Annotated in this window: 21 protein-coding genes; all 21 read right to left on the bottom strand. The window is 35.5% G+C overall.

What is annotated here, in order from left to right:
- Nucleotides 1–692: 692 nt before the first annotated feature.
- A complete protein-coding gene (locus ACEPXD_RS06670) occupies nucleotides 693–5015 on the bottom strand; it encodes a PolC-type DNA polymerase III (RefSeq protein ID WP_391121353.1) in 4323 nt (1440 codons plus the stop codon).
- An 81-nt stretch (nucleotides 5016–5096) separates the two neighbouring features.
- Complete coding sequence (rseP, locus tag ACEPXD_RS06665) at nucleotides 5097–6356, bottom strand: RIP metalloprotease RseP (RefSeq protein ID WP_391121350.1); 1260 nt, start codon at nucleotides 6354–6356, stop codon at nucleotides 5097–5099.
- Nucleotides 6357–6467: 111 nt separating this feature from the next.
- Nucleotides 6468–7616 (bottom strand): 1-deoxy-D-xylulose-5-phosphate reductoisomerase, encoded by a 1149-nt coding sequence (dxr, locus tag ACEPXD_RS06660; RefSeq protein ID WP_391121347.1) that lies wholly within the window; start codon nucleotides 7614–7616, stop codon nucleotides 6468–6470.
- Between the two features lie 17 nt (nucleotides 7617–7633).
- Nucleotides 7634–8425, bottom strand: a complete 792-nt coding sequence (locus ACEPXD_RS06655) for a phosphatidate cytidylyltransferase (RefSeq protein WP_391121344.1) — start codon at nucleotides 8423–8425, stop codon at nucleotides 7634–7636.
- Nucleotides 8422–9216, bottom strand: a complete 795-nt coding sequence (locus ACEPXD_RS06650; RefSeq protein ID WP_391121341.1) for an isoprenyl transferase — start codon at nucleotides 9214–9216, stop codon at nucleotides 8422–8424. Before ACEPXD_RS06650 ends, ACEPXD_RS06655 begins: the two co-directional genes overlap by 4 nt.
- Before the next feature lie 200 nt (nucleotides 9217–9416).
- Nucleotides 9417–9974 (bottom strand): ribosome recycling factor, encoded by a 558-nt coding sequence (gene frr / locus ACEPXD_RS06645; RefSeq protein ID WP_391121338.1) that lies wholly within the window; start codon nucleotides 9972–9974, stop codon nucleotides 9417–9419.
- A complete protein-coding gene (gene pyrH, locus ACEPXD_RS06640; protein WP_391121335.1) occupies nucleotides 9974–10699 on the bottom strand; it encodes a UMP kinase in 726 nt (241 codons plus the stop codon). The genes frr and pyrH overlap by 1 nt, the downstream gene beginning before the upstream one ends.
- Before the next feature lie 129 nt (nucleotides 10700–10828).
- Nucleotides 10829–11713: a translation elongation factor Ts gene (gene tsf, locus ACEPXD_RS06635; RefSeq protein WP_391121332.1), complete on the bottom strand. Its 885-nt coding sequence runs from the start codon at nucleotides 11711–11713 to the stop codon at nucleotides 10829–10831.
- A gap of 90 nt (nucleotides 11714–11803) precedes the next feature.
- The gene (gene rpsB, locus ACEPXD_RS06630) at nucleotides 11804–12526 is read right to left on the bottom strand and encodes a 30S ribosomal protein S2 (RefSeq protein WP_391121329.1); all 723 of its coding nucleotides are present in this window, start codon (nucleotides 12524–12526) and stop codon (nucleotides 11804–11806) included.
- A gap of 149 nt (nucleotides 12527–12675) precedes the next feature.
- Nucleotides 12676–13143, bottom strand: coding sequence for a hypothetical protein (locus ACEPXD_RS06625; protein WP_391121326.1), 468 nt, complete (start codon nucleotides 13141–13143; stop codon nucleotides 12676–12678).
- A gap of 8 nt (nucleotides 13144–13151) precedes the next feature.
- Nucleotides 13152–13454, bottom strand: coding sequence for an RNA polymerase subunit sigma (locus ACEPXD_RS06620; protein ID WP_391121323.1), 303 nt, complete (start codon nucleotides 13452–13454; stop codon nucleotides 13152–13154).
- An 18-nt stretch (nucleotides 13455–13472) separates the two neighbouring features.
- Nucleotides 13473–14246, bottom strand: a complete 774-nt coding sequence (locus tag ACEPXD_RS06615; RefSeq protein WP_391121320.1) for a FliA/WhiG family RNA polymerase sigma factor — start codon at nucleotides 14244–14246, stop codon at nucleotides 13473–13475.
- Between the two features lie 91 nt (nucleotides 14247–14337).
- Nucleotides 14338–14634, bottom strand: a complete 297-nt coding sequence (locus ACEPXD_RS06610; RefSeq protein WP_391121317.1) for a hypothetical protein — start codon at nucleotides 14632–14634, stop codon at nucleotides 14338–14340.
- The gene (locus tag ACEPXD_RS06605; protein ID WP_391121314.1) at nucleotides 14634–15131 is read right to left on the bottom strand and encodes a chemotaxis protein CheD; all 498 of its coding nucleotides are present in this window, start codon (nucleotides 15129–15131) and stop codon (nucleotides 14634–14636) included. The genes ACEPXD_RS06610 and ACEPXD_RS06605 overlap by 1 nt, the downstream gene beginning before the upstream one ends.
- A gap of 1 nt (nucleotide 15132) precedes the next feature.
- Entirely contained in the window at nucleotides 15133–15762 is a 630-nt protein-coding gene (locus ACEPXD_RS06600; protein WP_391121311.1) for a chemotaxis protein CheC, read from the bottom strand.
- Between the two features lie 3 nt (nucleotides 15763–15765).
- Complete coding sequence (locus tag ACEPXD_RS06595; protein ID WP_391121308.1) at nucleotides 15766–16221, bottom strand: chemotaxis protein CheW; 456 nt, start codon at nucleotides 16219–16221, stop codon at nucleotides 15766–15768.
- Nucleotides 16222–16252: 31 nt separating this feature from the next.
- Entirely contained in the window at nucleotides 16253–18310 is a 2058-nt protein-coding gene (locus tag ACEPXD_RS06590) for a chemotaxis protein CheW (protein WP_391121305.1), read from the bottom strand.
- Between the two features lie 14 nt (nucleotides 18311–18324).
- Nucleotides 18325–19431, bottom strand: coding sequence for a protein-glutamate methylesterase/protein-glutamine glutaminase (locus ACEPXD_RS06585; RefSeq protein WP_391121302.1), 1107 nt, complete (start codon nucleotides 19429–19431; stop codon nucleotides 18325–18327).
- 4 nt (nucleotides 19432–19435) lie between these two features.
- A complete protein-coding gene (locus ACEPXD_RS06580) occupies nucleotides 19436–20302 on the bottom strand; it encodes a MinD/ParA family protein (protein ID WP_391121299.1) in 867 nt (288 codons plus the stop codon).
- A complete protein-coding gene (gene flhF, locus ACEPXD_RS06575) occupies nucleotides 20295–21401 on the bottom strand; it encodes a flagellar biosynthesis protein FlhF (RefSeq protein WP_391121297.1) in 1107 nt (368 codons plus the stop codon). The genes ACEPXD_RS06580 and flhF overlap by 8 nt, the downstream gene beginning before the upstream one ends.
- The gene (flhA, locus tag ACEPXD_RS06570) at nucleotides 21398–23431 is read right to left on the bottom strand and encodes a flagellar biosynthesis protein FlhA (protein WP_391121294.1); all 2034 of its coding nucleotides are present in this window, start codon (nucleotides 23429–23431) and stop codon (nucleotides 21398–21400) included. The genes flhF and flhA overlap by 4 nt, the downstream gene beginning before the upstream one ends.
- Nucleotides 23432–23438 lie beyond the last annotated feature (7 nt).

Here is a 23438-nt window from a genome sequence, read left to right as displayed (position 1 = left end):
TTTTCTATAAATGTAAATTACTTCTACGAGTGTAATTTTTATAATTCCTATATAACAACAGAAAAGAGCGGGAAATCCCACTCTTTCGTCACAGAACTATGAAACATTGGTAGATTTATATTACCATACGAATGAATTTCTTGCAAATAAATAAGAAACACCGATGTTTTTACAAGCACACTCCTAGCTGAAAATTTTCTCTCGCATTTAGCCATAACTTGTTCAATTTTCACAGAAATAGCCCAAATGCCTTTTAAAAGCATCTTGTCGTTTACTATTTCCAGAGTGCTTCGGACAAAACATTGGCTACACTTTTTTCGATAATCTTGTGGCCAGTGTTTGTCCGTCTCTCACTTGAAATGTGTAAAGTCACGATGCATTTGGTTTCGATAATAAAAGATAAGATGCTTTCCTACTCTTTTAAAAGCGGACGAAGAGTCAATATCGTCCGCTCAACGCTTCTTTATCAATGGATACTATCTATTTTTCTCTAGTACCACCTACTCTAATCAAGCACCCACTGATTCATCTATATTGTGTACGGTAAAAGAAAAAACAATCAAAATAAAATCATAATAAGATTAGAAGCACAGCTTATTAACACTAACCAGAGTCCCTCTACATCTAGAACTTACCTATTAGCTTTTTTCATCTTCAAAATTAATATTTTTCCTATTTTTAATACAAATGTACTAAAACAAGGAAAGTTGATTGGCATCTGGTAGGCCTTCTAAACAGCCCATTTGATCCATATATTCAATTATCGTTTTCGACACTTTTCCTCTTTGTTGCAAGTCCTCTTTAGATAGAAATTCTCCATCAAGTCTTGCTTTGACAATTTGAAAAGCTACGTTTGTACCTAACCCCGGGATAGCATTAAAAGGGGGAATTAGCGTGTTTCCTTCGATTATAAATTCACTAGCTTTAGATTTGTATAAATCGACTTTTTGCAATCTTATACCACGCTCTGACATCTCAAGGCCAATTTCCAACACTGTTGCTAAACTCTTTTCTTTAGGTGATGCATCTAAGCCTTTTACATTGATTTCATCCAATTTTGCACGAATAGTTTGAGAACCATTAATCATAGAAATTAAATCAAAATCGGATGCTCGAACTGTTAAATATGCTGCATAGTATAGAATCGGGAAATGTACCTTGAAATATGCAATCCGAACCGCCATTAATACATAGGCTGCTGCATGTGCTTTTGGGAACATATATTTAATCTTTTTACAGGACTCTACATACCAATTAGGTACTCCTTCTTTTTTCATTTCTGCCTCAAACTCCGGAGTTAATCCTTTTCCTTTTCGAACAGATTCCATAATTTTGAATGCTAACGATGGGTCAAGACCTTGATAAATTAAATAAACCATAATATCATCACGACAACCAATAACATCCGACAACTGACATGTACCATTTTGGATAAGCTCTTGTGCATTTCCAAGCCATACATCTGTTCCATGGGAAAGGCCAGAAATTTGAACAAGCTCCATAAATGTAGAAGGTTTTGTTTCTTCTAACATTTGACGTACAAAACGAGTACCAAACTCAGGAATTCCGAGTGTACCTGTTTTACAATCAATTTGTTCTTCAGTAACTCCTAGAGATTCAGTTCCACTAAATATTTTCATCACTTCTGGATCATCGGTAGGGATTGTTTTAGGATCAATTCCCGATAAATCTTGAAGCATTCGAATAACAGTTGGGTCATCATGTCCTAGAATATCAAGTTTCAGTAAATTATCATGAATCGAATGGAAATCAAAATGGGTTGTTTTCCATTCAGAATCTTGTGCATCAGCTGGGAACTGAATCGGCGTAAAATCAAAAATTTCCATATAGTCAGGAACAACAATGATTCCACCAGGATGTTGTCCGGTTGTTCTTTTAACTCCAGTACACCCTTGCACTAATCGATCAATTTCTGCCCCACGTAGCGTTAAATTATTATCATTCGTATATCCTCTAACATAACCATATGCAGTTTTTTCTGCCACTGTTCCAATTGTTCCTGCTCTAAATACATAATCTTCACCAAAAAGCTCTTTCGTGTAATTATGTGCTATTGGCTGATACTCACCACTAAAGTTCAAGTCGATATCCGGGACTTTATCCCCTTTAAATCCAAGGAAAGTTTCAAAAGGAATATCCTGTCCGTCTTTTACATAAGGAGTATCACATTGAACACAGTTTTTATTTGGCAAGTCAAACCCAGATCCTACAGAGCCATCTAGAAAAAACTCAGAATGCTTACAATTTGGGCAAACATAATGTGGAGGCAGTGGATTAACTTCCGTAATCTCCGTTAATGTTGCGACCAATGAAGAACCAACTGAACCCCTTGATCCAACTAAATATCCATCATCTAGTGATTTTTTCACTAGTTTATGTGATATCAAGTAAATAACAGCAAATCCATGCCCAATAATAGAAGCTAACTCTTTTTCAATTCGCGCCTCCACAATTTCCGGTAGCTCTTCTCCATATATTTCTTTACCTTTAGCATAAGTTAACGAACGGACATCATCGTCTGCACCTTCAATTTTAGGAGTATATAAATCATCTTTAATAGGTTTTATATCCTCGATCGAATCTGCAATTTTTTGTGGATTGGTCACAACAATTTCTTTCGCTAATTCCTCCCCTAAAAATGAGAAAGCATCTAACATTTCATTTGTTGTTCGGAAATGTACTTTTGGAAGCTCATGTCGATTTAGTGGATTCGCTCCACCCTGCGAATTCACTAAAATTTTTCTGAAAATCGCATCATTTTCATGTAGGTAATGAACATTTCCTGTTGCCACTACAGGTAGATTTAGTTTTTTTCCTAATTTAATCATCTTTCGAATGATATCTTCTAGATTCCATTCATCTCTTACTAGTTCAAGTTCAATTAGGTGAGAATAAACTTCCTTAGGCTGAATCTCTAAGTAATCATAAAACTTTGCAATCTCTTCTACTTGCTCAAGAGGTTTTTGCATTAATCCTTCAAATACTTCCCCTTTATCACAAGCAGAACCAATAATTAAACCTGCACGATGTTTTTGTAATGTAGATCGCGTAATTCTAGGTCCTCTGTAAAAAGTAGAAATATGTGAAAGTGACACTAATTTAAATAAGTTTTTTAATCCCTCTTCATTGACCGCTAGAATAGTACAATGTGAGGGTCTCGCTCTTTTGTATGAATCACCTTGCCCAATATGTTTATTAAAATCATTGTGGAACTGGATATCCTTTTCTTCCGATTCCTTCAATAGATGCATTAATAAATATCCTGTGGCTTCGCAGTCAAAGATTGCCCGGTGAGCTTGTGTTAACTCAATATTAAACTTTTTACATAGAGAACCAAGACGATGTGTTTTTAACTCTGGATGAAGAAATCTTGCAAGCTCTAATGTATCGATAACCGGGTGTGTAAAATGGTCAATGCCACATCTGCGATATCCTTCATATAAAAAGCCCATATCAAACGAAGCATTATGAGCAACAATTATTCCTTCTCCAATAAATTCGTAAAAATCTTTTATGACATCTTCTATTTCAGGGGCATTGCTAACCATTTCATCTGTAATACCTGTAAGTTCAATTGTTGTAGCAGATAATGTATGGTGAGGATTTACAAACCGCTCGAACTTTTCAATAATGTTTCCATTGTTCATTTTTACCGCAGCTAGCTCTATAATTTTGTCATAAGTTGCAGACAAACCCGTTGTTTCTACGTCGAACACCACAAAAGTAGCATCATCTAGCAATATACGTTGTTCATCATAAGCAATTGGTACTCCATCATGAACTAGATTTGCTTCTAGTCCATATAAAATCTTGACTCCATTCTTTTTCCCTGCAGCATATGCTTCTGGAAATGATTGAACATTTGCGTGATCTGTAATGGCAATTGCTTTATGTCCCCATTTAGCTGCTTGTGCAACAAGTGCAGAAACCGATGATACGGCATCCATCTGACTCATTGGTGAGTGCAAATGCAATTCAACTCGTTTTTCCTTTGCTGTATCTAGACGTACCGCTGGATTTATCTCGCACATATCTTGCGCCATTATGATTAAATCACGCACAAACGTATCATTTTGAACAGAGCCTCGAACCTTGATCCACATTCCTTTTTTCAATCGTTCCATCATCTGTGCATCTTCTTTATCACGCGAGAACATTTTAACAAGTATAGAATCTGTGTAATCGGTCACTTTTGCCGTCAATAGAGATCTGCCACTTCGTAATTCTTTTACTTCCACATCGAATACAAATCCTTCGATGGTCACTCTACGCTCTTCATCTTGTATTTGGCGAATTTCCAAAATAGGCTCTTCTTTCTTAAGCGGGATACCTAGTTGGAATGGACCATCTGCCTCTCCTTCTGATCCATTTTCCTGTCGATTTTGTTCTCTCTTCTGTAAATCATCTAATGCTTTTTTCCCTAATTCTTCCTCTTCTAATTTGCGTTGTTCTAAAAAGGCGAGTTGTGCTTCTGCAAGTGCCTGCGTATCTTCCACTAAGCGAAAATCGAAACCCATTTTTGGGAATCCAAAATTTACATAAGTATCTCCTAGTAGCTCAACGTATTTCTTTTTAAATGTTCGCAGTTCTAGTTCCTGTCCACACGTAAGCTGTATTGTTTGCCCATTCCATTCTGGTTGTTGTTGAAGTAAACGATCTTTAAGGGGGGGTGCCATGTCACTTAATTCTTTCATTACCGGAATCCAATATTCTTTAATTTGTTCTTCGGATACTGTGGAGGTTTCACTATCTATTGTTAAAAGTACGCTCGCTATACCTGTAAATTTCTCCTCTAATCGTTGTCTTAAAATTGTATAAACATTAATCGGAAGAATCGCAGAACACCGAATGTGAAAATGCCATTGCCTAACTTTTTTATGTACCGTAAATCGTGTGATGGAGGCATTTTCGAAATGTTTCACAAAGGAATCATCGATTAAATCGAGTTGTTGCAATAATATATGCATTCTTGTTTTGCCATCTTGCATTATCATAAATCCCTCCCTTTACTACTTACAACAGAAAAAGAAAGGAAAGTTCAGCATATCGAACTTTCCCTTCTTGTAGTTTTTTCTCTAAAAGAAAAACCTTTGTATATCGTTCCAAGTTACTACAACCATTAATACCATCAAGAGCATAATGCCAACAAAATGCACCATACCTTCTTTTTGCTTATCGACTGGTTTTCCTCGAACTGCTTCAAATAAGAAAAATAAAAGACGACCACCATCTAGTGCTGGTAATGGTAAAAGATTCATAATTCCTAAGTTGATGCTTAAAATAGCTGCCCAATGCATTAAATTAAATACACCATATTGTGCAACTTCTTCTGTTGCTTTATAAATACCTACTGGTCCTGACAAATCATCAATTGAAAATTTACCGGTGATTAATGAACCCAGTAATGTAAATATTCGCTTAGTCCAATCATACGTTTGCTCTCCACCAAAAGCTACAGCCTTAATCGGATTCTTTTCTAATGGACTCACATATTGAACACCAATTTGCCCTAATTTTTCTTTTCCAGAAATTACTTCTTTAGGAATCATTGAAAATTCTAAAGTTTCTCCTTTACGATCAACCGTAAATTCCATTTTTTGATTGGGACTCACTTTTACTTCTTCAGACAATTCATCCCAAGTTGAAATAGGGCTTCCATTAATTTTGGTGACTAAGTCTCCATCTTTCATTCCTGCTTGTGCCGCAGGACCATCTGCTACTACAGTCGTAATGACTGGTTCATAAGTAGGGACTCCTTGTAGTAAGCCTAATATTAAAAAGATGAAAAATGCTAAAATAAAGTTAAAAAGCGGACCTGCAAATATAGCCATCGATCTTTGACCAACTGTTTTAGACCCGAATTGACGATCATATGGTGCGATGAAGGTCTCGTTGCCATTTTCATTTACTCTCGCGTTTCTCGCTATTTTATATCGAACGAAACGTTCTTCTTCATCGTACCCTTCAATGAACATTTCATTTGTTAAATCAGATTTCTCTACTTCTAAGAATAGCATGTCAGGGAACTGCTTGTTTTGATTTAATACAATTAAATCGATTTCATTGTCATTATTTACATGTATACCTAAACGAAACCCTGGTTGTAGTTCAACGGAGTCCATATCTTCTCCAGCCATTCGTACATATCCGCCAATTGGTAATAATCGAATTGTATAGAGCGTTTCTCCTTTTGTCATTCCAAAAATTTTTGGGCCCATACCAATTGCGAACTCTCGTACCATAATTCCAGCTTTTTTTGCAAAGATAAAATGCCCTAGTTCATGAAAAAAAACAATGCTACCAAAAATTATTATAAACGCAATGGCCGTCTCCATTATACCCCACCTTTATTATCAAATACGTCACCCAGTAAGTGCTTCCGCAGTTACTTGTCTCACTTTCCCAGTTGCTGAGTAAGTTAAAATTGGATGTCACATATTATTTTCTCATTTTATCATGTTTTGAACATTTTTTCTTGTTTCAGCATCAACATGTAATATCGTTTCTAAATTTGGTCTTGCAATGTTCTCATGTTCATTCATAGCACGCTCTATCAATTCATCAATTGTTAAAAAAGCAATTTTCTCTTGTAAAAATAGCGCTACCGCTGCTTCATTTGCTGCATTTAATACCGTAGTCATTGTTCCACCAGCTCTTCCTGCATCTATCGCAAGCTTTAAAGCATGATATCTCTTATAGTCTATTTCTTCAAAATGCAGCTTCCCAATTTCTGCCAAATTTAATCTTTTCGCGTTTGATCGTTCCAAACGGTCCGGATACGACAGTGCATATTGAATTGGGACTCGCATATCAGGCGTGCCTAATTGCGCAATGATGCTTGTATCATTAAACTCTACCATTGAATGAATGATACTTTCTCTATGTAATAAAACCTCTATATCATCATAAGACGTATTAAATAATATATGAGCCTCTATTACTTCCAGGCCTTTATTCATCATTGTGGCACTATCAATTGTTATTTTGGCACCCATAGACCAATTTGGATGATTTAATGCGTCTTTTACTGTTACATTTTTTAGTTCTTCTCTCGTAAGGTCGCGGAAACTCCCACCAGATGCCGTAATGATTAGTTTAGAAATCTGGGATCTTTTTTCCCCATTCATCGCTTGGAAAAGCGCAGAATGCTCACTATCTACCGGTAAAATTGGAACATTATTTTCTTTAGCTGCTTGCATAACAAGATGCCCCGCTGTAACAAGCGTCTCTTTATTTGCAATAGCAATTGTTATCCCTTTTTTAATAGCCTCCAATGTAGGTTTTAAACCAACACTTCCAAGCACAGCATTCACAAGCACGTCTGCATTCGTATTTGCTGCTATTTGTACCAACCCTTCATCCCCAAAAAAAACTTGTAATTTTGGAAATTCCGATTGTAATTGAAGAGCATCTTCCTCAAGCGCAACAGAAACTACCTCTACCGGAAAGTCTTTTAAAATCGCTCTAGTTTGATCTATATTTCTTCCCGCAGAAAAAGAAACTAATCGGAATTTATTTGGATGTTCTTTAATGATATCCAAAGTTTGTATCCCAATAGAACCTGTCGCTCCTAATAAACTTATTCTTTTTGTCATAATTTAATGTCTTCTCCTTATACAAAATGTAAAAAGTGCAATAGCGGAATGACAAAAAGCAAACTGTCAAAGCGGTCTAATATCCCACCGTGCCCTGGCAATATTTTACCAGAGTCTTTTACATCGTAATGTCTTTTTATGGCTGATTCCACTAAGTCGCCTAACTGACCAAAAATGGAAGCAGCAATTGTTATTCCTATTAATATTAAATAGGATGAACTAAATGGCGTAATCCACTGAAGTATGCATGCAGCAATTATTGCTCCAACGATTCCCCCCACAAATCCTTCGATTGTTTTGTTTGGAGATATTTCTGGCCATAATTTTCTTTTCCCAAATTTTCTACCAGTAAAATATGCACTTGAATCTGTTGTCCATACGACAACTAATGCGAATATAACATAAGTTAATCCAATCTCTCGAGTCTCTATGAAGTAGTAAAAACCAATTCCGACATATAAAGTGGCCATAATTGCAAATGCAGCATCATCAAATGTAAATTGATTTTTAACAAATACAGAATATATTAGTAGTAGAAAGATCGCTACAAATAGCCACTCCGTTTTTGTATGACCAGTTATTTGTAATAGATCAACTGCAATTGAATTTGGAATTAATAATACGAATAAAAGTAATGTAGATATTAGGCCTGCAATGGAATATAATTTAATGCCTTTCATTCGCAAAAGCTCAAGTAATCCAATAGCTGCCATGAAGTAGATCAATATGTTAAAAATTGATCCACCTAAAAATACAATAGGAACAAAGAACGTAGCTGCAATTGCTCCTGTAATAATACGTTGTTTCAATTAATTTCCTCCCCCTTTAGACCGCCGTACCTTCTATTTCTTGTTTGAAAGCTTTCAATTGCCTCAAGTAAACAAGATTCATCAAAATCTGGCCATAAAGTATCTGTAAACCATAATTCCGTATAAGCAAGCTGCCAAAGCATGAAGTTACTTAAACGCACTTCTCCACTTGTACGAATAAGTAAATCTGGTTCAGTTAAATCTTTTGTCATTAAATAACTATTTATAAGTTTTTCAGAGATACTATCAGCCGAAAATTTCCCTTCCTGTACTCCGTTTGCTATTTTCTGCACTGCTTGAACAATTTCATCTCTGCTACCGTAATTTAATGCAAAGTTTAATAGGAGACCGTCATTATTTGCCGTTTGATTCATCGCATTTGTAACCGCTCTTTTCGTATGCTCCGGTAATGACTCTATATTCCCCATCATGTTCACTCGTACGTTTTGCTCTATTAACTCCGGCAAATAAGTTCCTAGAAATTCTTCTGGTAATCGCATCAGAAAATCCACTTCTAATTTCGGTCTTTTCCAATTTTCTGTGGAAAAAGCATAGAGCGTTAGCGTTTTAATACCAAGCTCATTTGCAAAACGAGTAATTTTCTTCACTATTTTCATGCCTTCGTAGTGACCTGCAATACGTGGTAGGGATCTTTTTTTTGCCCATCTTCCATTCCCATCCATAATTATCGCAATATGATTAGGTAAATGTTCTTGCTGAGCTTTAGCTTTTCTGTCATTCAAATCTGTACTTATCGTTTGTTCTTTCTTACGAATAAGTTTTTTTAGCATACTGAATCCTCCACTTTAAACCAACTCGGAACATATATATTCTATCATATCAAATTTCGCCTTATTATTCTTCATTAGTACTTAGAAATGCGAAATACTTTCATGATTAGTATGATTGTTATAGAATACTTTAGTTTATCTCTTGAATGTAAAAAGACGTCCCACTAAAAGGACGCCTCTTGCAAATGAAAAGTTCAAAGTTAAACTTCCAGAATTTCTTTTTCTTTTTCTTTCGTAATTGCATCGATTTTTTCGATATTTGAATCAGTGAGCTTTTGAATCTCTTCTGTGTAGCTTCTCAAATCATCTTCCGTAATATCCCCAGATTTCTCTAGTTTTTTTAGATCGTCGTTGCCATCTCGACGGACATTACGAATATTAACTTTTGCTTCCTCAGCCTCTTTTTTTACTTGTTTGACCAGTTCTTTACGGCGTTCTTCCGTTAGTGCAGGAATAGCAATACGAATGAGTGAGCCATCATTTGTCGGTGTAATACCTAAATCTGACTTCATAATCGCTTTTTCAATGTCTCCAAGAATTGTTTTATCATATGGTTGAATGGTTATTAATCGTGCTTCAGGAGTTGCAATTCCTGCCATTTGATTGATAGGAGTTGGCGCTCCATAATAATCTACAGAAATTTTGTCAAGCAAAGCTGCACTAGCACGACCCGCACGGATTGTTGATAGTTCTCTACTATAAACTGAAATCGTCTTAGCCATTTTATCTTTAGTTTGTTCTACTACTTGTTTCGGCATTATCTATTCCTCCTAACGACTGTACCAATAGTTTCTCCTAGAACAGCCTTTTTAATATTTCCCTTTTCCATAATTGAGAATACAACAAGTGCGATATCATTGTCCATACATAATGTAGATGCAGTAGAATCCATCACTTGTAAGCCTTGCTGAATCACTTCAATAAATGTAAGTACATCATATTTAACTGCTGTTTTATCCAATTTAGGATCAGCGGAATAAACACCATCCACATTATTTTTTGCCATAAGAATTACATCTGCTTCTATTTCAGCAGCTCTTAGTGCCGCCGTTGTATCTGTTGAGAAGTATGGATTTCCTGTTCCAGCCGCAAAAATTACTACTCGTTTTTTTTCTAGATGACGAATTGCTTTTCTACGTATGTATGGTTCTGCAACTTGGCGCATTTCAATAGAAGTTTGCACTCGAGTTTCGATACCTGCTTTTTCTAGTGAATCCTGCAACGCAAGTGAGTTCATCACTGTAGCAAGCATCCCCATATAATCAGCAGTCGCTCGGTCCATTCCCATCTCGCTTCCTACTTTTCCTCGCCAAATATTACCGCCACCTACTACTACTGCAACTTCGACTCCAAGCTCCACTACCTCTTTTACTTGTTCAGCCACAGATTTAATAATTTCCGGTGATAGCCCAAAACCTTGTTCTCCAGCTAACGCTTCGCCACTTAGTTTTAAAACGATTCTTTTGTATTGTGGTGTACTCATAGGTATCCTCCGCCTCTTTTTCTTGAAAAATAGGGAACACAAATTAAGTGTTCCCTAGCAGTTCTTAATTATATTGTGAATAATAAAGAAAATCATAGGTACACCAAGATGTCCCTTGCGCTTTTCTTATTAGTTACCTTTAACTTGGCTCATAACTTCTTCAGCAAAGTTATCTTCACGTTTTTCAATGCCTTCACCAACAGCATAGCGAGTGAAAGATTTTAAAATACCACCAGTTGATTCAACAAAAACACGCACTTTTTGATCTGGATTTTTAACGAAAGATTGGTCAAGTAAGCAAACATCTTCGAAATATTTCCCAAGACGACCTTCTACCATTTTCGCAACGATATTTTCAGGTTTTCCTTCATTTAACGCTTGCTCAGTTAATATTTTACGCTCATGTTCCACTTGTTCAGCAGATACTTCATCACGTGAAATAAAGGCAGGGTTTAATGCAGCAATATGCATTGCAACATCTTTCGCTGCGTTTGCATCCGTTGTTCCTTCAATCACCGTAAGAACTCCAATGCGTCCGCCCATATGTAAGTAAGGTCCAAATGTATCCGCATTTGTTTTTGTTTCAATTACAAAACGGCGAAGTGTAATTTTTTCTCCAATTTTAGCAATTGCATTTGAAATTAAGTTTTCAACTGTAACACCTTCTTGGATAGTTGAAGCTAATGCTTCTTCTACTGAAGCTGGTTCTGTTGCTACTAAATGTGTAGCTACTTGTTGTACTAATTGTTGGAACGCTTCGTTTTTTGAAACGAAATCTGTTTCTGCATTCATTTCTAATAATACAGCTTTATTCCCTTCAACTTGTATATAAGTTGTACCTTCAGCAGCAATACGATCCGCTTTTTTAGCTGCAGAAGAAAGACCTTTTTCACGTAAAAAGTCGATTGCAGCTTCTAAATTACCGTCTGATTCTACTAAAGCTTTTTTACAATCCATCATACCTGCGCCAGTTTTTTCACGCAATTCTTTTACCATTTGTGCTGTAACTGCCATTTAAAATTCCTCCTAGTACATATAAATTCATTGTCTCAAAAAAAGGTGATAAGAGGTTTGGCCGCTTATCACCTTTTACTTACATGTGTCTTACTCAGCAGCAACTTCAGATGGAGTTACTTCTTCGTCTTCACCTTGTCTTGCTTCAAGTAATGCATCCGCCATCTTAGCAGTTAATAATTTTACTGCGCGAATTGCATCATCATTCGCAGGAATTACATAGTCGATTTCATCTGGATCACAGTTTGTATCAACAATTCCTACTAATGGAATGTTAAGTTTGCGAGCTTCTGCTACAGCAATACGCTCTTTACGTGGGTCAACTACAAACATTACATCCGGAACAGCTTTCATATCACGGATACCGCCTAAAAATTTCACAAGACGTTCATGTTGTTTTTTAAGTTGAACAACTTCTTTTTTAGGAAGAACATCAAAAGTTCCGTCCTCTTCCATTTTTTCAATCGCTTTTAGACGCGCTACACGTTTTTGAATAGTACCGAAGTTTGTTAGAGTACCACCTAACCAACGTTGGTTAATGTAATAGTTACCAGAACGTTCAGCTTCTTCTTTAATAGCTTCTTGCGCTTGTTTTTTAGTACCAACGAATAGAACTTTCCCACCGTCTTGACCAACTTGACGCATGAAGTCATAAGCTTCTTCTAATTTTTTCACCGTTTTTTGAAGATCGATGATGTAGATTCCGTTACGTTCAACAAAAATGAATTTTTTCATTTTTGGATTCCAACGGCGAGTTTGGTGACCAAAGTGTACACCAGCCTCAAGTAATTGTTTCATAGAGATTACTGACATGATTATTTCCTCCTGTTTTGGTTTAGTCTTCCGCATTCATCATTTTTCATTAGCTACTCTAAAAATAGAGCACCTGCTAACTCCATCCGAACTGCGTGTTTATTCATACCGTATTGTAATATACCATACAAATTTAATACTTTCAACTATTAATCCTTAAATTTTAAGAAAAGCTCTACTTCTGTCTTTCCAATTTGCAAAAGTTTTGCGATCTCATCTCTATTTTTTCCTTCTTCGCTATAAAAAAGAACTTTTTCTTTTATTGTAATAGGTATTTTTTTCTCTGTAGTTGCGGCTGTCTTTAAATAACTATTTGCTGCAAGTTGTTTGGATACAAATGATTTTGGAAGTTCGAAAGTCCGAGCTTCTTTTTCTATCCCTTCATGTGTAGAAGCTCCAGATGATTTTTCCGTACGGTTCAACTCTTGTAGAAGTCTCGTATTTTCATCTTTCATCTCTGCAATATAAGCAACGAACGAGTCATCTATTTCAGCTAACACTTGTTCTTGTTTCTTTTCCATATCATTAAACTTATTTAACTTCGCATATAATAAAGCAATCAAATAAAAACTAAATAATTGTAGCAAAAATAATATTACTAATATAATCGATGTCATAATTACCCCTACCCGCTAAAATCCACAAAGTTTCCTTTAAAAGGATGCTTTATCTCATTCATTTCCTGTTCTTTTTTTTCCCGTTTTTTTCTTTCCTGTTCTGCATGTTCCTGTTCCGAATCATGTAAGCTTGCTTCCGAAGCATTATTTGCCTTAGTTACTGTTTCTCTATTTTTTTCAAGTTGTCTTGCAGTAGCAGCTTGGGCATTTGATTGATTCACAGAGCTTTGTTGTTGTAGTTGTTCTGCTATTTTACCAGCATCGAATGTTTTTGGAATTGCAATTTGGAGTTCAACACCTTTTAAACTCATCTCATTTGTTCTCCCTTTTTAAACATTCGTCATTTCACTTGCTAAAAGTTTACGTAACTTAAACAACGCTTTGGAATGAATTTGCGAAATCCTTGATGTGGATAAGCCAAGCATTTCACCTATGACGGTCAAAGTTAAATCTTCTGTATAAAAAAGACTTAATACAAGCTGTTCATTCTCATTGAGCAGATTAATTTGCTTTACAAGGTCTTGAATTAATTCTTGTTTGACCATTTTTTGTTCTGGCGTTTTCTGTGAATCATCTCTGATAACGAATGATTTACTTTCCATTTCTTCATTATCTTGAAGGTGCTCATCAATAGACAATACATTGGAAAAAAAATGTTCCTGAACTGTTTGGTACACATCTTCTACAGGCATTTCAACATAATCTGCAATCTCGTCTGCTGTTGCATGTCTCATTAAAGTTTGTTCTAATTCTTCTACTTTTGCTTCTAGTTTTTTCGCTTTCTCTCTAGAGGATCTAGGAAGCCAGTCTTCTTTTCTTAAACCATCAATTATCGCCCCTCTAACTCGGAACGAAGCATACGTATCAAATTTTAATTCTCTAGAATAGTCAAATTTATTAAGTGCATCAAATAATCCCATCATTCCGAGACTCTTTAATTCGTCTCTTGATATATTTTTAGGGATGCTTGCACCAATACGTTGCACATGATACGTAACCAGAGGGGTATATTGTCGTATTAAAGAATCTCCAGCTTGAGGATCTTTGTTTTCTATCCAGTTTTTCCAAAGAAGCTGTTCTTCTGTCGAATTATGTTTTGCCACAAATATCCCCCTTTCCGAATATATGGAATGAATACTTTAATTATATCAAATTAACACAAAAAAAGAGAGTCGAAATATATTCGACCCTTCCTTATTCGTCTTCATTCAACATAGATTTTACAATTTCTGCATATTCACCAGATGAAGGTGTGAAATCAGATTCTTCCGTATTTGTTATTAGGAATTCTACTTGTTCTGATTCAAAATGATCTTCCATCACAAAAGATATAATTGCTCGTGCTAGGAATGTGACCAAAAATACTGTAATGGCAATAATACTAGCATTAAACAATATATTTTTCGAATCAAGAAATGGATACGTCGAAAAAAAATAAATACTAAATGCGAAAAGAGATGTCCAAAAATTGGAAAGAATCGTTCCAACCATTATATTTCTCTCACTCCTTGATTCACCGTTCGGATATTTAGCATACTTGTGGAGGGATCAAATTCAATTGTTCTGCCACTATTCCCTCCAGTATCTTCCGAAACAATCGGTATTGTATATTTTTTCAACTGCTCTTTGACTGCTTCGACATTTCTGGGACCAATTCGCATAGTATCTCTGCTTAAAGAAAATTGAAACATTTGCGCTCCTCCAGCTATTTTAGCTCTAAGCTTAAAAGGCTGCACACCTTCTAATTTGAGTTGTTCAATCATTGCTGGTATTCCTGTATCTGCGAACTTCGCAATATTGATATTCTCCAATCTTCCTAAACTAGAGTCAGGTAGCATGACATGGACTAATCCAGCTATTTTTAATCGCTCATCATATAGTACAACTCCAACGCATGAACCTAGACCCGAAGTACGAATTGTATCAGGAAGTTTTGCAAGATTCATATCCGCAATACCCACTTTAACTACTTGTCCTTGTGCAATCATATCAGTTTACTCCTAATGCTTTAAAAATAGCTTCGAAAGATTCAGGATCTGGTAATAAGAAAAAATGTCCACTGACACTTTCTTCATTTGGCACATCCTCCTCGTTAATGGATGTATTGATCACGATGACATAATCACTTACATGAGAAACTTCTACTAGTCCAAAACTAATAATCGCTCCCACCATGTCAACACTTAGCGCTGGTACAGTAGGATAGATATTTAGTTGTGTGAAATCAGAAAGAGCTGATAAATAAGAACCTGAAAGAATATTCCCTAGTTCTTGCATTGCAGATGCACCAATTTCAGTAACTGTTCCAGTTTGGAAATCAAAATGATCATCTTGAACCAATCTTCTTATAAAACGATTTGCTTGTTCTACTGGTAGCACAAAAAACATACTACCGGTTACATCTCCTTCTATTCGAAGATAGATTCCTGCTACGACACTATCCGGTCCTCCTGCGAGGTCCATCATATCATCAAAAGAAACCATTTCTACTTTAGGAACTTTCATATCTATTTTTTTATTTAATAATGTAGAAAGAGATGTAGCTGCATGAGCAGCACCAATATTGCCTATCTCTTTTAAAACATCTAAATGCATCGAAGTAATTTTTTTTTCATACATAACTTATATACCAGACTTAATCGGATTTAAAACTAGATTTAAATGAAGTAGTATTAACAAACGACGTTCTAATTTTGCAACACCAGCGATAAAGTCTTGTTCTAATCCTCCTACAACTTCAGGTTGGGGCTCAATAGCATCTGTTGGAATATCTAAAACATCATTAGCTGAATCCACAATAACGCCAACGTTCATATTTTCGAGTGTGATAATAATAATTCGTGAAGATTCATTTAATTCACTTTCTCCAAGACCAAAACGATTTTTTAAATCTATAATAGGTGTCACAACGCCTCTTAAATTAATCACTCCTTTTACATAAGAAGGTGTTTTTGGCACTCGGGTAATATGAATTAATTTCTCTATACCCTGCACTTGACTTACAGGAATTACATATTCTTTTTCTGCTAACTGAAAAACTACTACTTTTACACTTTTAACTTCTACAGCTTCTGTCATATAGTTTACGCATCCTTCCAAGAATATTTCCTTATATTATCAATGCATTGCAGTCAACAATTAGAGCTACTTTCCCATTTCCTAAAATAGTTGCTCCTGAAATCGCAAACACACTTGTTAAATATTCACCAAGTGATTTTAAAACAATTTCTTGTTGTCCAATAAACGAGTCTACTACTATTCCAGCTAGTTTATCCCCTTTGCGTACAAGCACAATAGAGTGAAATTCTTCCTCATTACTCTCTCTAGGAACATCAAACACATCTTCTAAAAATACTAATGGAACTACTTTCCCGCGGAAATCAATCACTTTTTGGTTGTGTGCATTTAGAATATCAGACGATTTAATAATAGCGGTCTCAATAATAGAAGATAATGGTATAGCATAAATCTCTTCACCAAGTTCCACTAACATTACAGAGATAATTGATAATGTTAAAGGTAATTGAACCGAGAACAATGATCCTTTTCCTTCTGTGGAAGTAATATCAATTGTTCCCCCTAATGATTCAATCGTAGTTTTCACAACGTCTAAACCTACTCCACGTCCAGACACATCTGAAATTACATCTGCAGTAGAAAAACCGGAAGATAAGATAAATTCTGCTACTTGCTTATCACTTAATGTTGCAGCAACTTCCTGACTCACAAGTCCTTTGGAAATAGCTTTTTTAAGAACTTTTTGACGATTTACTCCAGCTCCATCATCTTCAATTTCGATAAAGACATGATTTCCACTATGGTATGCACGAAGCACTACTGTACCTTCTTCTGGTTTACCATTTGCTTTTCGAATTTCTGGACTTTCTACTCCATGATCTAAGGAATTTCGGATAAGGTGAACGAGTGGATCCCCAATTTCATCTATTACAGTACGATCTAGTTCTGTATCTGCGCCAATTACTTCCAGGTTAATTTTTTTATTTAAATCTCTAGCTAATTGTCGTACCATTTTAGGGAAACGATTAAATACTGTTTCTACTGGCACCATTCGCATATTTAAAATAATACTTTGTAGATCTCCAGTAATTCGCGACATCCTTTCAACCGTTTCGTCTAATTCATTATTATGTAGTTCTTCTGAAATAGATTGAAGACGACCACGGTCGATGACTAACTCCTCAAATAAATTCATCAATATATCTAAACGCTCAATATTCACACGAATCGTCTTATTCCCAACTGTTTGATTAGCTTTAGATGAATTTGACTTTTCAGATGAAGTAAGTGGAGATTCATTTGTATCACTTGGTTCTTCCGTTTGCACTACTAATTCTTGCGTTTCTACAACATTTTTCAATTCATTATATTGACGGTTTTTTAATTGTTCAATTGTTACAGGATTTACTTTTACTTCTGTAACTTCAGAAACTTTCAGAAGTTTCTTTTGTACATCATCTTTAGGTTCAGAAGTAACTAAAGCAACGTAGAATATATTATCAAATTGTTCGTCCTCTAGTTTTTCTACAGATGGTGAAGATTTGATAACGTCTCCCATTTTTTCTAATAATTCAAATACCATGTATACGCGAGCTGCTTTTAAAAGACAATCTTCTCGAAGTTGCACGGAAATTTCATATGTTTGATAATCTTGTTCAAATGATTGTTGAATGATGGTTAGTTCATAATCATCATAAGAAAGCCAGTTTTCTTGTGCCACTTCATGTTCTTCATTCGTTTCAACCGTAGTAGCAGCAATTGGTACTTCTTCACCTGTTTCAATCACATGTAATTTTTGAACTGTATCGGTCACATCCAACTTACCTTTTCCACCAACAGCGATGTCCAAAACCATTTCTTCTAATTGATCAACTGCGATAAAAACAACGTCTAATAATTCAGTTGTAACATGTAATTTACTATTTCGAATTAGGTCTAAGACATTTTCCATTTTATGAGTTAAATTAGCAATATCTTCATAACCCATAGTAGCCGACATACCTTTTAATGTATGTGCAGAACGAAAAACCTCATTTACAATTGCAATGTCTGATGGATTTTTTTCTAGTTCTAATAAATGTTCATTACAAGCTTGTAGATGCTCTTTACTTTCTTCGATAAACATTTCTAAATATTGACTTGTATCCATTAATAAACACCCCTTTAAGGCAAGTATTGTAAAATTGTTTGTGTTATATTTTCTAAATCTACTACTTCATTTACTAAGTTAGTTTCTACAGCAGCTTTTGGCATTCCATAAACAATGCAACTATTTGCGGATTCTGCAATAGCAACCACGTTTCCATTTTCTTTCAATTTCCGAAGTCCAGATGAACCATCTGAACCCATACCTGTCATTATGACAGCTAGTTTATCAAAATCATTAAACCGGCTATTATCTTCAAATAGCACATCCACACTGGGTCGATGACCGGCTCTCGGGGGTTCCACATTGTCTAAAACAATGGTATAATCATTTCCCATTTTATTTAAACGTAAATGATAACCTCCTGGTGCTATATAAGCATAACCATCTCGTAAAATATCACCATTTTCGGCTTCTTTCACTTCTATTTGCGATAATTGATTTAGTCTAACTGCTAACGATTTTGTAAATCCTGCAGGCATATGCTGTACGATAAGAACTGGAGCTTTCATATCTTTAGGAAACTTAGTAATTACTTCCTGTAGCGCCCTAGGGCCGCCAGTTGATGTACCTATTAATACCATTTTTTTATTTTGTTTATTCCAACTCAATGGTTTGGTTGCCAATGGAATAACAGGTTCCCTAATCTTCGAATCTTTAGGAGAAATGGTAGTCTTTTTGGTTTCAAGCGAAGTTCTTTTCATTTTTATAATCGACACATTCGCTGCATTTTCCACTTTTTCTACTAATTCTTTTTTTATTTTATGTAAATCCAAAGAGATCGTACCACTTGGTTTTGCAACAAAGTCAACTGCTCCATATTCCATAGCACGAAGTGTGCTTTCAGTCCCTTTTTGCGTAGTACTTGAGAGCATAACAACCGCAACAGGTGTATTAGTCATTATTTCTTTTAAAGCATCTATCCCGTTCATTTCAGGCATTTCTACATCCATCGTCACTACATCTGGTTGAAGAGATTTAATCTTTTGAATAGCGTCTTTTCCATTCCGAGCAATTCCAACAACTACAATAAATTTACTATCGCAAAAAAAATCCGTTATTAGCTTTCTCATGAAAGCAGAATCATCTACTATCAGAAGTTTCTTTCTTTGTAATTGCTCCACTAGTTCACGACCTCCCCGTAAAGAGATTTTTTAATCTAGATATTAATTTACTTTGTTTACGAATATTTTCTACTTGTAATTCTAAATCTGAGAATTTGCTAGCAATCACTTTTAACTTTTTTGTTATTTCTGCATGGGGGTACAATAACGAAAATGGAACTTGTTCTTTCACAGCTTTTCGAACTACTGGATCCTCTGGCAATGATCCAAGCACAATAATTTCTTTAGATAAAAACTTAGACATCGCTAATTTTAATCTAGATGTTGTTTCTATCCCTTCTTCTTCTGTAAAAGCTCTATTGCACAAGAGAAAGAAATTTTTATCTGGATCTTTATAATAAATAAACTTCATCATGGAATATGCATCGGTTATCGATGTTGGTTCGGCGGTCGTTATGACGATAATATCATCTACAGAAACTAATAAATCCAACGTTTGATTGGTCGCTCCTGCCCCCATATCAAATACGATATAATCGTAGTTTTTTTGCAAAAACTCAAATGCTTCTATTAATCTTGCAAACATTTCTTCGTTCCATTCCATAACACCCGATAAACCTGATCCACCAGAGATATATTGAAGATTATTTGGTCCATCGAATAACACTTCTTCAATCGAAGCATCTCCTACTAAATAGTCTTTCAAGTTAGATGAGACCGTTTCACCTATCAAAATATGGATATTCCCCATACCAATATCCATATCAATGAGGACCACTTTTTTACCTATGGAACTAAGCATTGCAGTGAAGTTCATGGAAAAATTACTTTTACCCACTCCCCCTTTACCACTGACAACTGCGATAGAACGACCTAGTTTGTTCTGACTCCGAAGCATTCGCATTCTTAATTCTTCCGCTTGATCACTCATAACGAATCCCCTTCAAAAGCAAATTGAGTAATTCATTTTGATTAGCCTCAACAATATCCTCTGGGACTTCTTGACCATCCGTATAGTAAGCAAGTCCCTTCTTATATTTAACCATTAAATTAATAATTGAGCCAATAGAATTTGTTTCATCTAACTTTGTAAATACATATTTTTCAATAGGGAAGTCCTTAAACTGTTCTATAATCACTTCCATGTCTTTTTGTTTCGAAGTAGAAGAAAGTACTAGAAAGGATTCAGTATTTTCTTTTAGGTCAATTAACTTTTGCAAGTCTTCTACAAACTTTGTTTCTTTATAGTTTCGACCTGCTGTATCGATAAATACGATATCTAAAGACTCAAAACTCTTCATTGCATCCTGTAAATCTTTTTCATTGTATACAATTTCAATCGGAGCTTGAAGTAATCCTGCATACGTCTTCAACTGCTCTATTGCAGCAATTCTATAAGTATCAGTTGTAATAAATCCGACTTTTTTCTTTTTTTCTAAAACTGCTCTAGCAGCCATTTTGGCAATGGTTGTCGTCTTTCCTACGCCTGTAGGACCTAACACATTAATGTATTTCTTCGAATAAGTAATTCCTCCAAAAGGAACTTGGTCTAAGAGTGACGATAATAATTTCTTTGTATTTGTAATTTGTTCTTCTAAATCAATTTTTTTATTATTTTCTTTCATATGCATAAAAAGCTCATCACTAACTGTTGTGATAAGCTCCTCTGCTAACTCTTGTTCCTTCAAATGATGAATAAGAGCACTTAGTTCGTCTGGATAATTAACATCCATCTGTGGACGTTGAATCGATTTCACCATATGCTTTAAGTCTTCTAATTCTTTTTTAATTTCGTCCGTTGCCTTGTTGGAATGAACCATTTGGACAGTCTCTTTTTCTGCAGGAGCAGGAGGTGGATCAAACGTATCAATACCCGCTAACACTTCGATAAATTTCTTTTTGAACATTCCTAAAAAACCTTTCGAATAAGCAACTTTTGAATTCAAAATGACTGCTTCTTCCCCTAATTCTTTTCGGACTAATTTCATCGCTTCGGGCATTGTATCAGCCGTATATTTTTTCATCTTCACTCAACATTCACCACCCCAACGCTTTGTACCTCAATGGATGATTCTAACTCATTATAAGAAAGAATCGGAACTTGAGGGAAATATCTTGCTGTCATTTGACGCATATATACTCTTACTGCAGGAGAGCATAATATAATGGGGGATTGTTCCATTAATGATGCTCGTTCTATTTCTTTGGCCATCGATTCTAAAATTGCTTGTGAATCATTTGGATCGATAGACAAAAAGTTTCCATGTTCCGTTTGCTGGATGCTATCTGCTATTAATTTTTCTACTCTTCCAGAAACAGTTAAAACTTTTAATACATGATTATTTCCAGCATATTGTGTCGTAATTTGTTTCGCTAATGATTGCCTTGTATACTCAGTTAATATATCGACATCGGAAGTCATTTTTGAATAATCTGCAAGTGTTTCGAAAATAATAGGAAGATTACGAACCGATACATGCTCTCGTAGTAAATTCCCTAAAACTTTTTGTATTTCTCCAACTGAGAGTGGTGTTGGTGTTAGTTCATCCACAAGTATTGGATATGTTTCTCTAATATGATCAATCAGTTGTTTCGTTTCTTGACGACCTAGTAAATCATGCGCATTATTTCGAATTATTTCCGTCATATGTGTAGAAACAACACTTGGTGGATCAACAACCGTATAGCCAAGTATTTCAGCTTCTTCTTTTACTGATTCCGTAATCCATTTGGCAGGTAAACCAAAAGAAGGCTCAATTGTATCGATTCCTTCAATGGAATCATCATCACCAGGACTCATCGCTAAATAGTGATCAAGTAATAATTCGCCTCTTGCCATTTCATTACCTTTAATTTTCAGTCGATATTCATTTGGTTGTAATTGAATATTATCTCGAATACGGACAACAGGTATGACAATACCTAACTCTAGTGCAAGCTGTCTTCGTATCATTACTACCCGGTCAAGTAAATCTCCACCTTGTGCAGTATCTACTAAAGGAATAAGTCCATATCCAAATTCAAACTCGATTGGATCAACATTTAGAAGATTAATAACATTTTCCGGACTTTTCATATTGTCCGTTGTGACTTCTTCTTCAAATTCTTCTATTTCATTTGGATCTTCTTTGCTTGATTTATTCATCATATAGGCACCTACTGCTAAAGCGATTGCAATTGGAAAAGTTATGAAAACACCTACTGGAGTAACTATTCCAAGTAATGCAATGGTTCCAGCTGCAACGTAAAGTAATTTGGGTTGAGAGAATAATTGACTAGTAATGTCACTACCTAAATTTCCATTAGATGCCGCTCTCGTTACAACAATACCCGTTGCTGTGGAAATTAATAGAGCAGGAATTTGAGAAACGAGACCATCCCCTACAGTTAATGTAGAAAAAAGTACTGCCGCTTCCGCAAAAGGTAGTCCTTGTTGCACTACTCCAATGATAATACCAACAACAAGGTTGATCAGTACTATGATAATACCAGCAATGGCATCCCCTTTTACGAATTTTGTCGCACCATCCATTGCACCATAAAAATCTGCTTCTCCACTAACTTTTTCGCGTCTTTCTCTTGCTTCCTTTTCAGAAATCATCCCTGCATTTAAATCAGCATCAATACTCATTTGTTTCCCTGGCATCGCATCTAACGTAAAGCGAGCAGCAACTTCGGATACACGTTCTGCACCTTTCGTAATTACGATAAATTGAATAATTACTAATATAGTAAAGACAACTAATCCTACTAATATATTTCCACCAGTTACAAATGTACCGAAAGTTTCTACAACCTTACCAGCATCACCTTCAGATAATATGGCTCTAGTAGTGGACACATTCAGACCGAGTCGGAATAATGTTACGAGTAATAATAAAGGAGGAAAAACAGAAAATTGAAGGGCCTCTTGCATATTCATAGCGGTCATTAATATTAACAAAGCAATCGTAATATTAATGATAATAAGAAAGCTTATTAACCAATGTGGAAGAGGAATTACTAGCATTGCCACAACAGATATTACAGCTGCTAATACGGTTATATCTCGGACTTGCATATACTTC

Source organism: Psychrobacillus sp. L3 (genome assembly GCF_042945595.1).
Lineage (GTDB): Bacteria > Bacillota > Bacilli > Bacillales_A > Planococcaceae > Psychrobacillus.
The sequence above is the reverse complement of the archived record's forward strand: the minus strand, read 5'-3'. Positions and strand labels throughout refer to the sequence as shown.

Excerpts from the sequence above, each read along its gene's own strand:
- pyrH (WP_391121335.1), bottom strand. The coding sequence starts at position 10,699 with ATGAGTACACCACAATACAAAAGAATCGTTTTAAAACTAAGTGGCGAA.
- tsf (WP_391121332.1), bottom strand. The coding sequence starts at position 11,713 with ATGGCAGTTACAGCACAAATGGTAAAAGAATTGCGTGAAAAAACTGGC.
- ACEPXD_RS06650 (WP_391121341.1), bottom strand. The coding sequence starts at position 9,216 with ATGCTAAAAAAACTTATTCGTAAGAAAGAACAAACGATAAGTACAGAT.
- ACEPXD_RS06620 (WP_391121323.1), bottom strand. The coding sequence starts at position 13,454 with ATGAGTTTAAAAGGTGTTGAACTCCAAATTGCAATTCCAAAAACATTC.
- rseP (WP_391121350.1), bottom strand. The coding sequence starts at position 6,356 with ATGGAGACGGCCATTGCGTTTATAATAATTTTTGGTAGCATTGTTTTT.
- flhA (WP_391121294.1), bottom strand. The coding sequence starts at position 23,431 with ATGCAAGTCCGAGATATAACCGTATTAGCAGCTGTAATATCTGTTGTG.
- ACEPXD_RS06625 (WP_391121326.1), bottom strand. The coding sequence starts at position 13,143 with ATGACATCGATTATATTAGTAATATTATTTTTGCTACAATTATTTAGT.
- ACEPXD_RS06600 (WP_391121311.1), bottom strand. The coding sequence starts at position 15,762 with ATGTATGAAAAAAAAATTACTTCGATGCATTTAGATGTTTTAAAAGAG.
- ACEPXD_RS06610 (WP_391121317.1), bottom strand. The coding sequence starts at position 14,634 with ATGGTTGGAACGATTCTTTCCAATTTTTGGACATCTCTTTTCGCATTT.
- dxr (WP_391121347.1), bottom strand. The coding sequence starts at position 7,616 with ATGACAAAAAGAATAAGTTTATTAGGAGCGACAGGTTCTATTGGGATA.
- ACEPXD_RS06590 (WP_391121305.1), bottom strand. The coding sequence starts at position 18,310 with ATGGATACAAGTCAATATTTAGAAATGTTTATCGAAGAAAGTAAAGAG.
- frr (WP_391121338.1), bottom strand. The coding sequence starts at position 9,974 with ATGCCGAAACAAGTAGTAGAACAAACTAAAGATAAAATGGCTAAGACG.
- ACEPXD_RS06670 (WP_391121353.1), bottom strand. The coding sequence starts at position 5,015 with ATGATAATGCAAGATGGCAAAACAAGAATGCATATATTATTGCAACAA.
- ACEPXD_RS06580 (WP_391121299.1), bottom strand. The coding sequence starts at position 20,302 with ATGAGTGATCAAGCGGAAGAATTAAGAATGCGAATGCTTCGGAGTCAG.
- ACEPXD_RS06605 (WP_391121314.1), bottom strand. The coding sequence starts at position 15,131 with ATGATTGCACAAGGACAAGTAGTTAAAGTGGGTATTGCGGATATGAAT.
- ACEPXD_RS06595 (WP_391121308.1), bottom strand. The coding sequence starts at position 16,221 with ATGACAGAAGCTGTAGAAGTTAAAAGTGTAAAAGTAGTAGTTTTTCAG.
- rpsB (WP_391121329.1), bottom strand. The coding sequence starts at position 12,526 with ATGTCAGTAATCTCTATGAAACAATTACTTGAGGCTGGTGTACACTTT.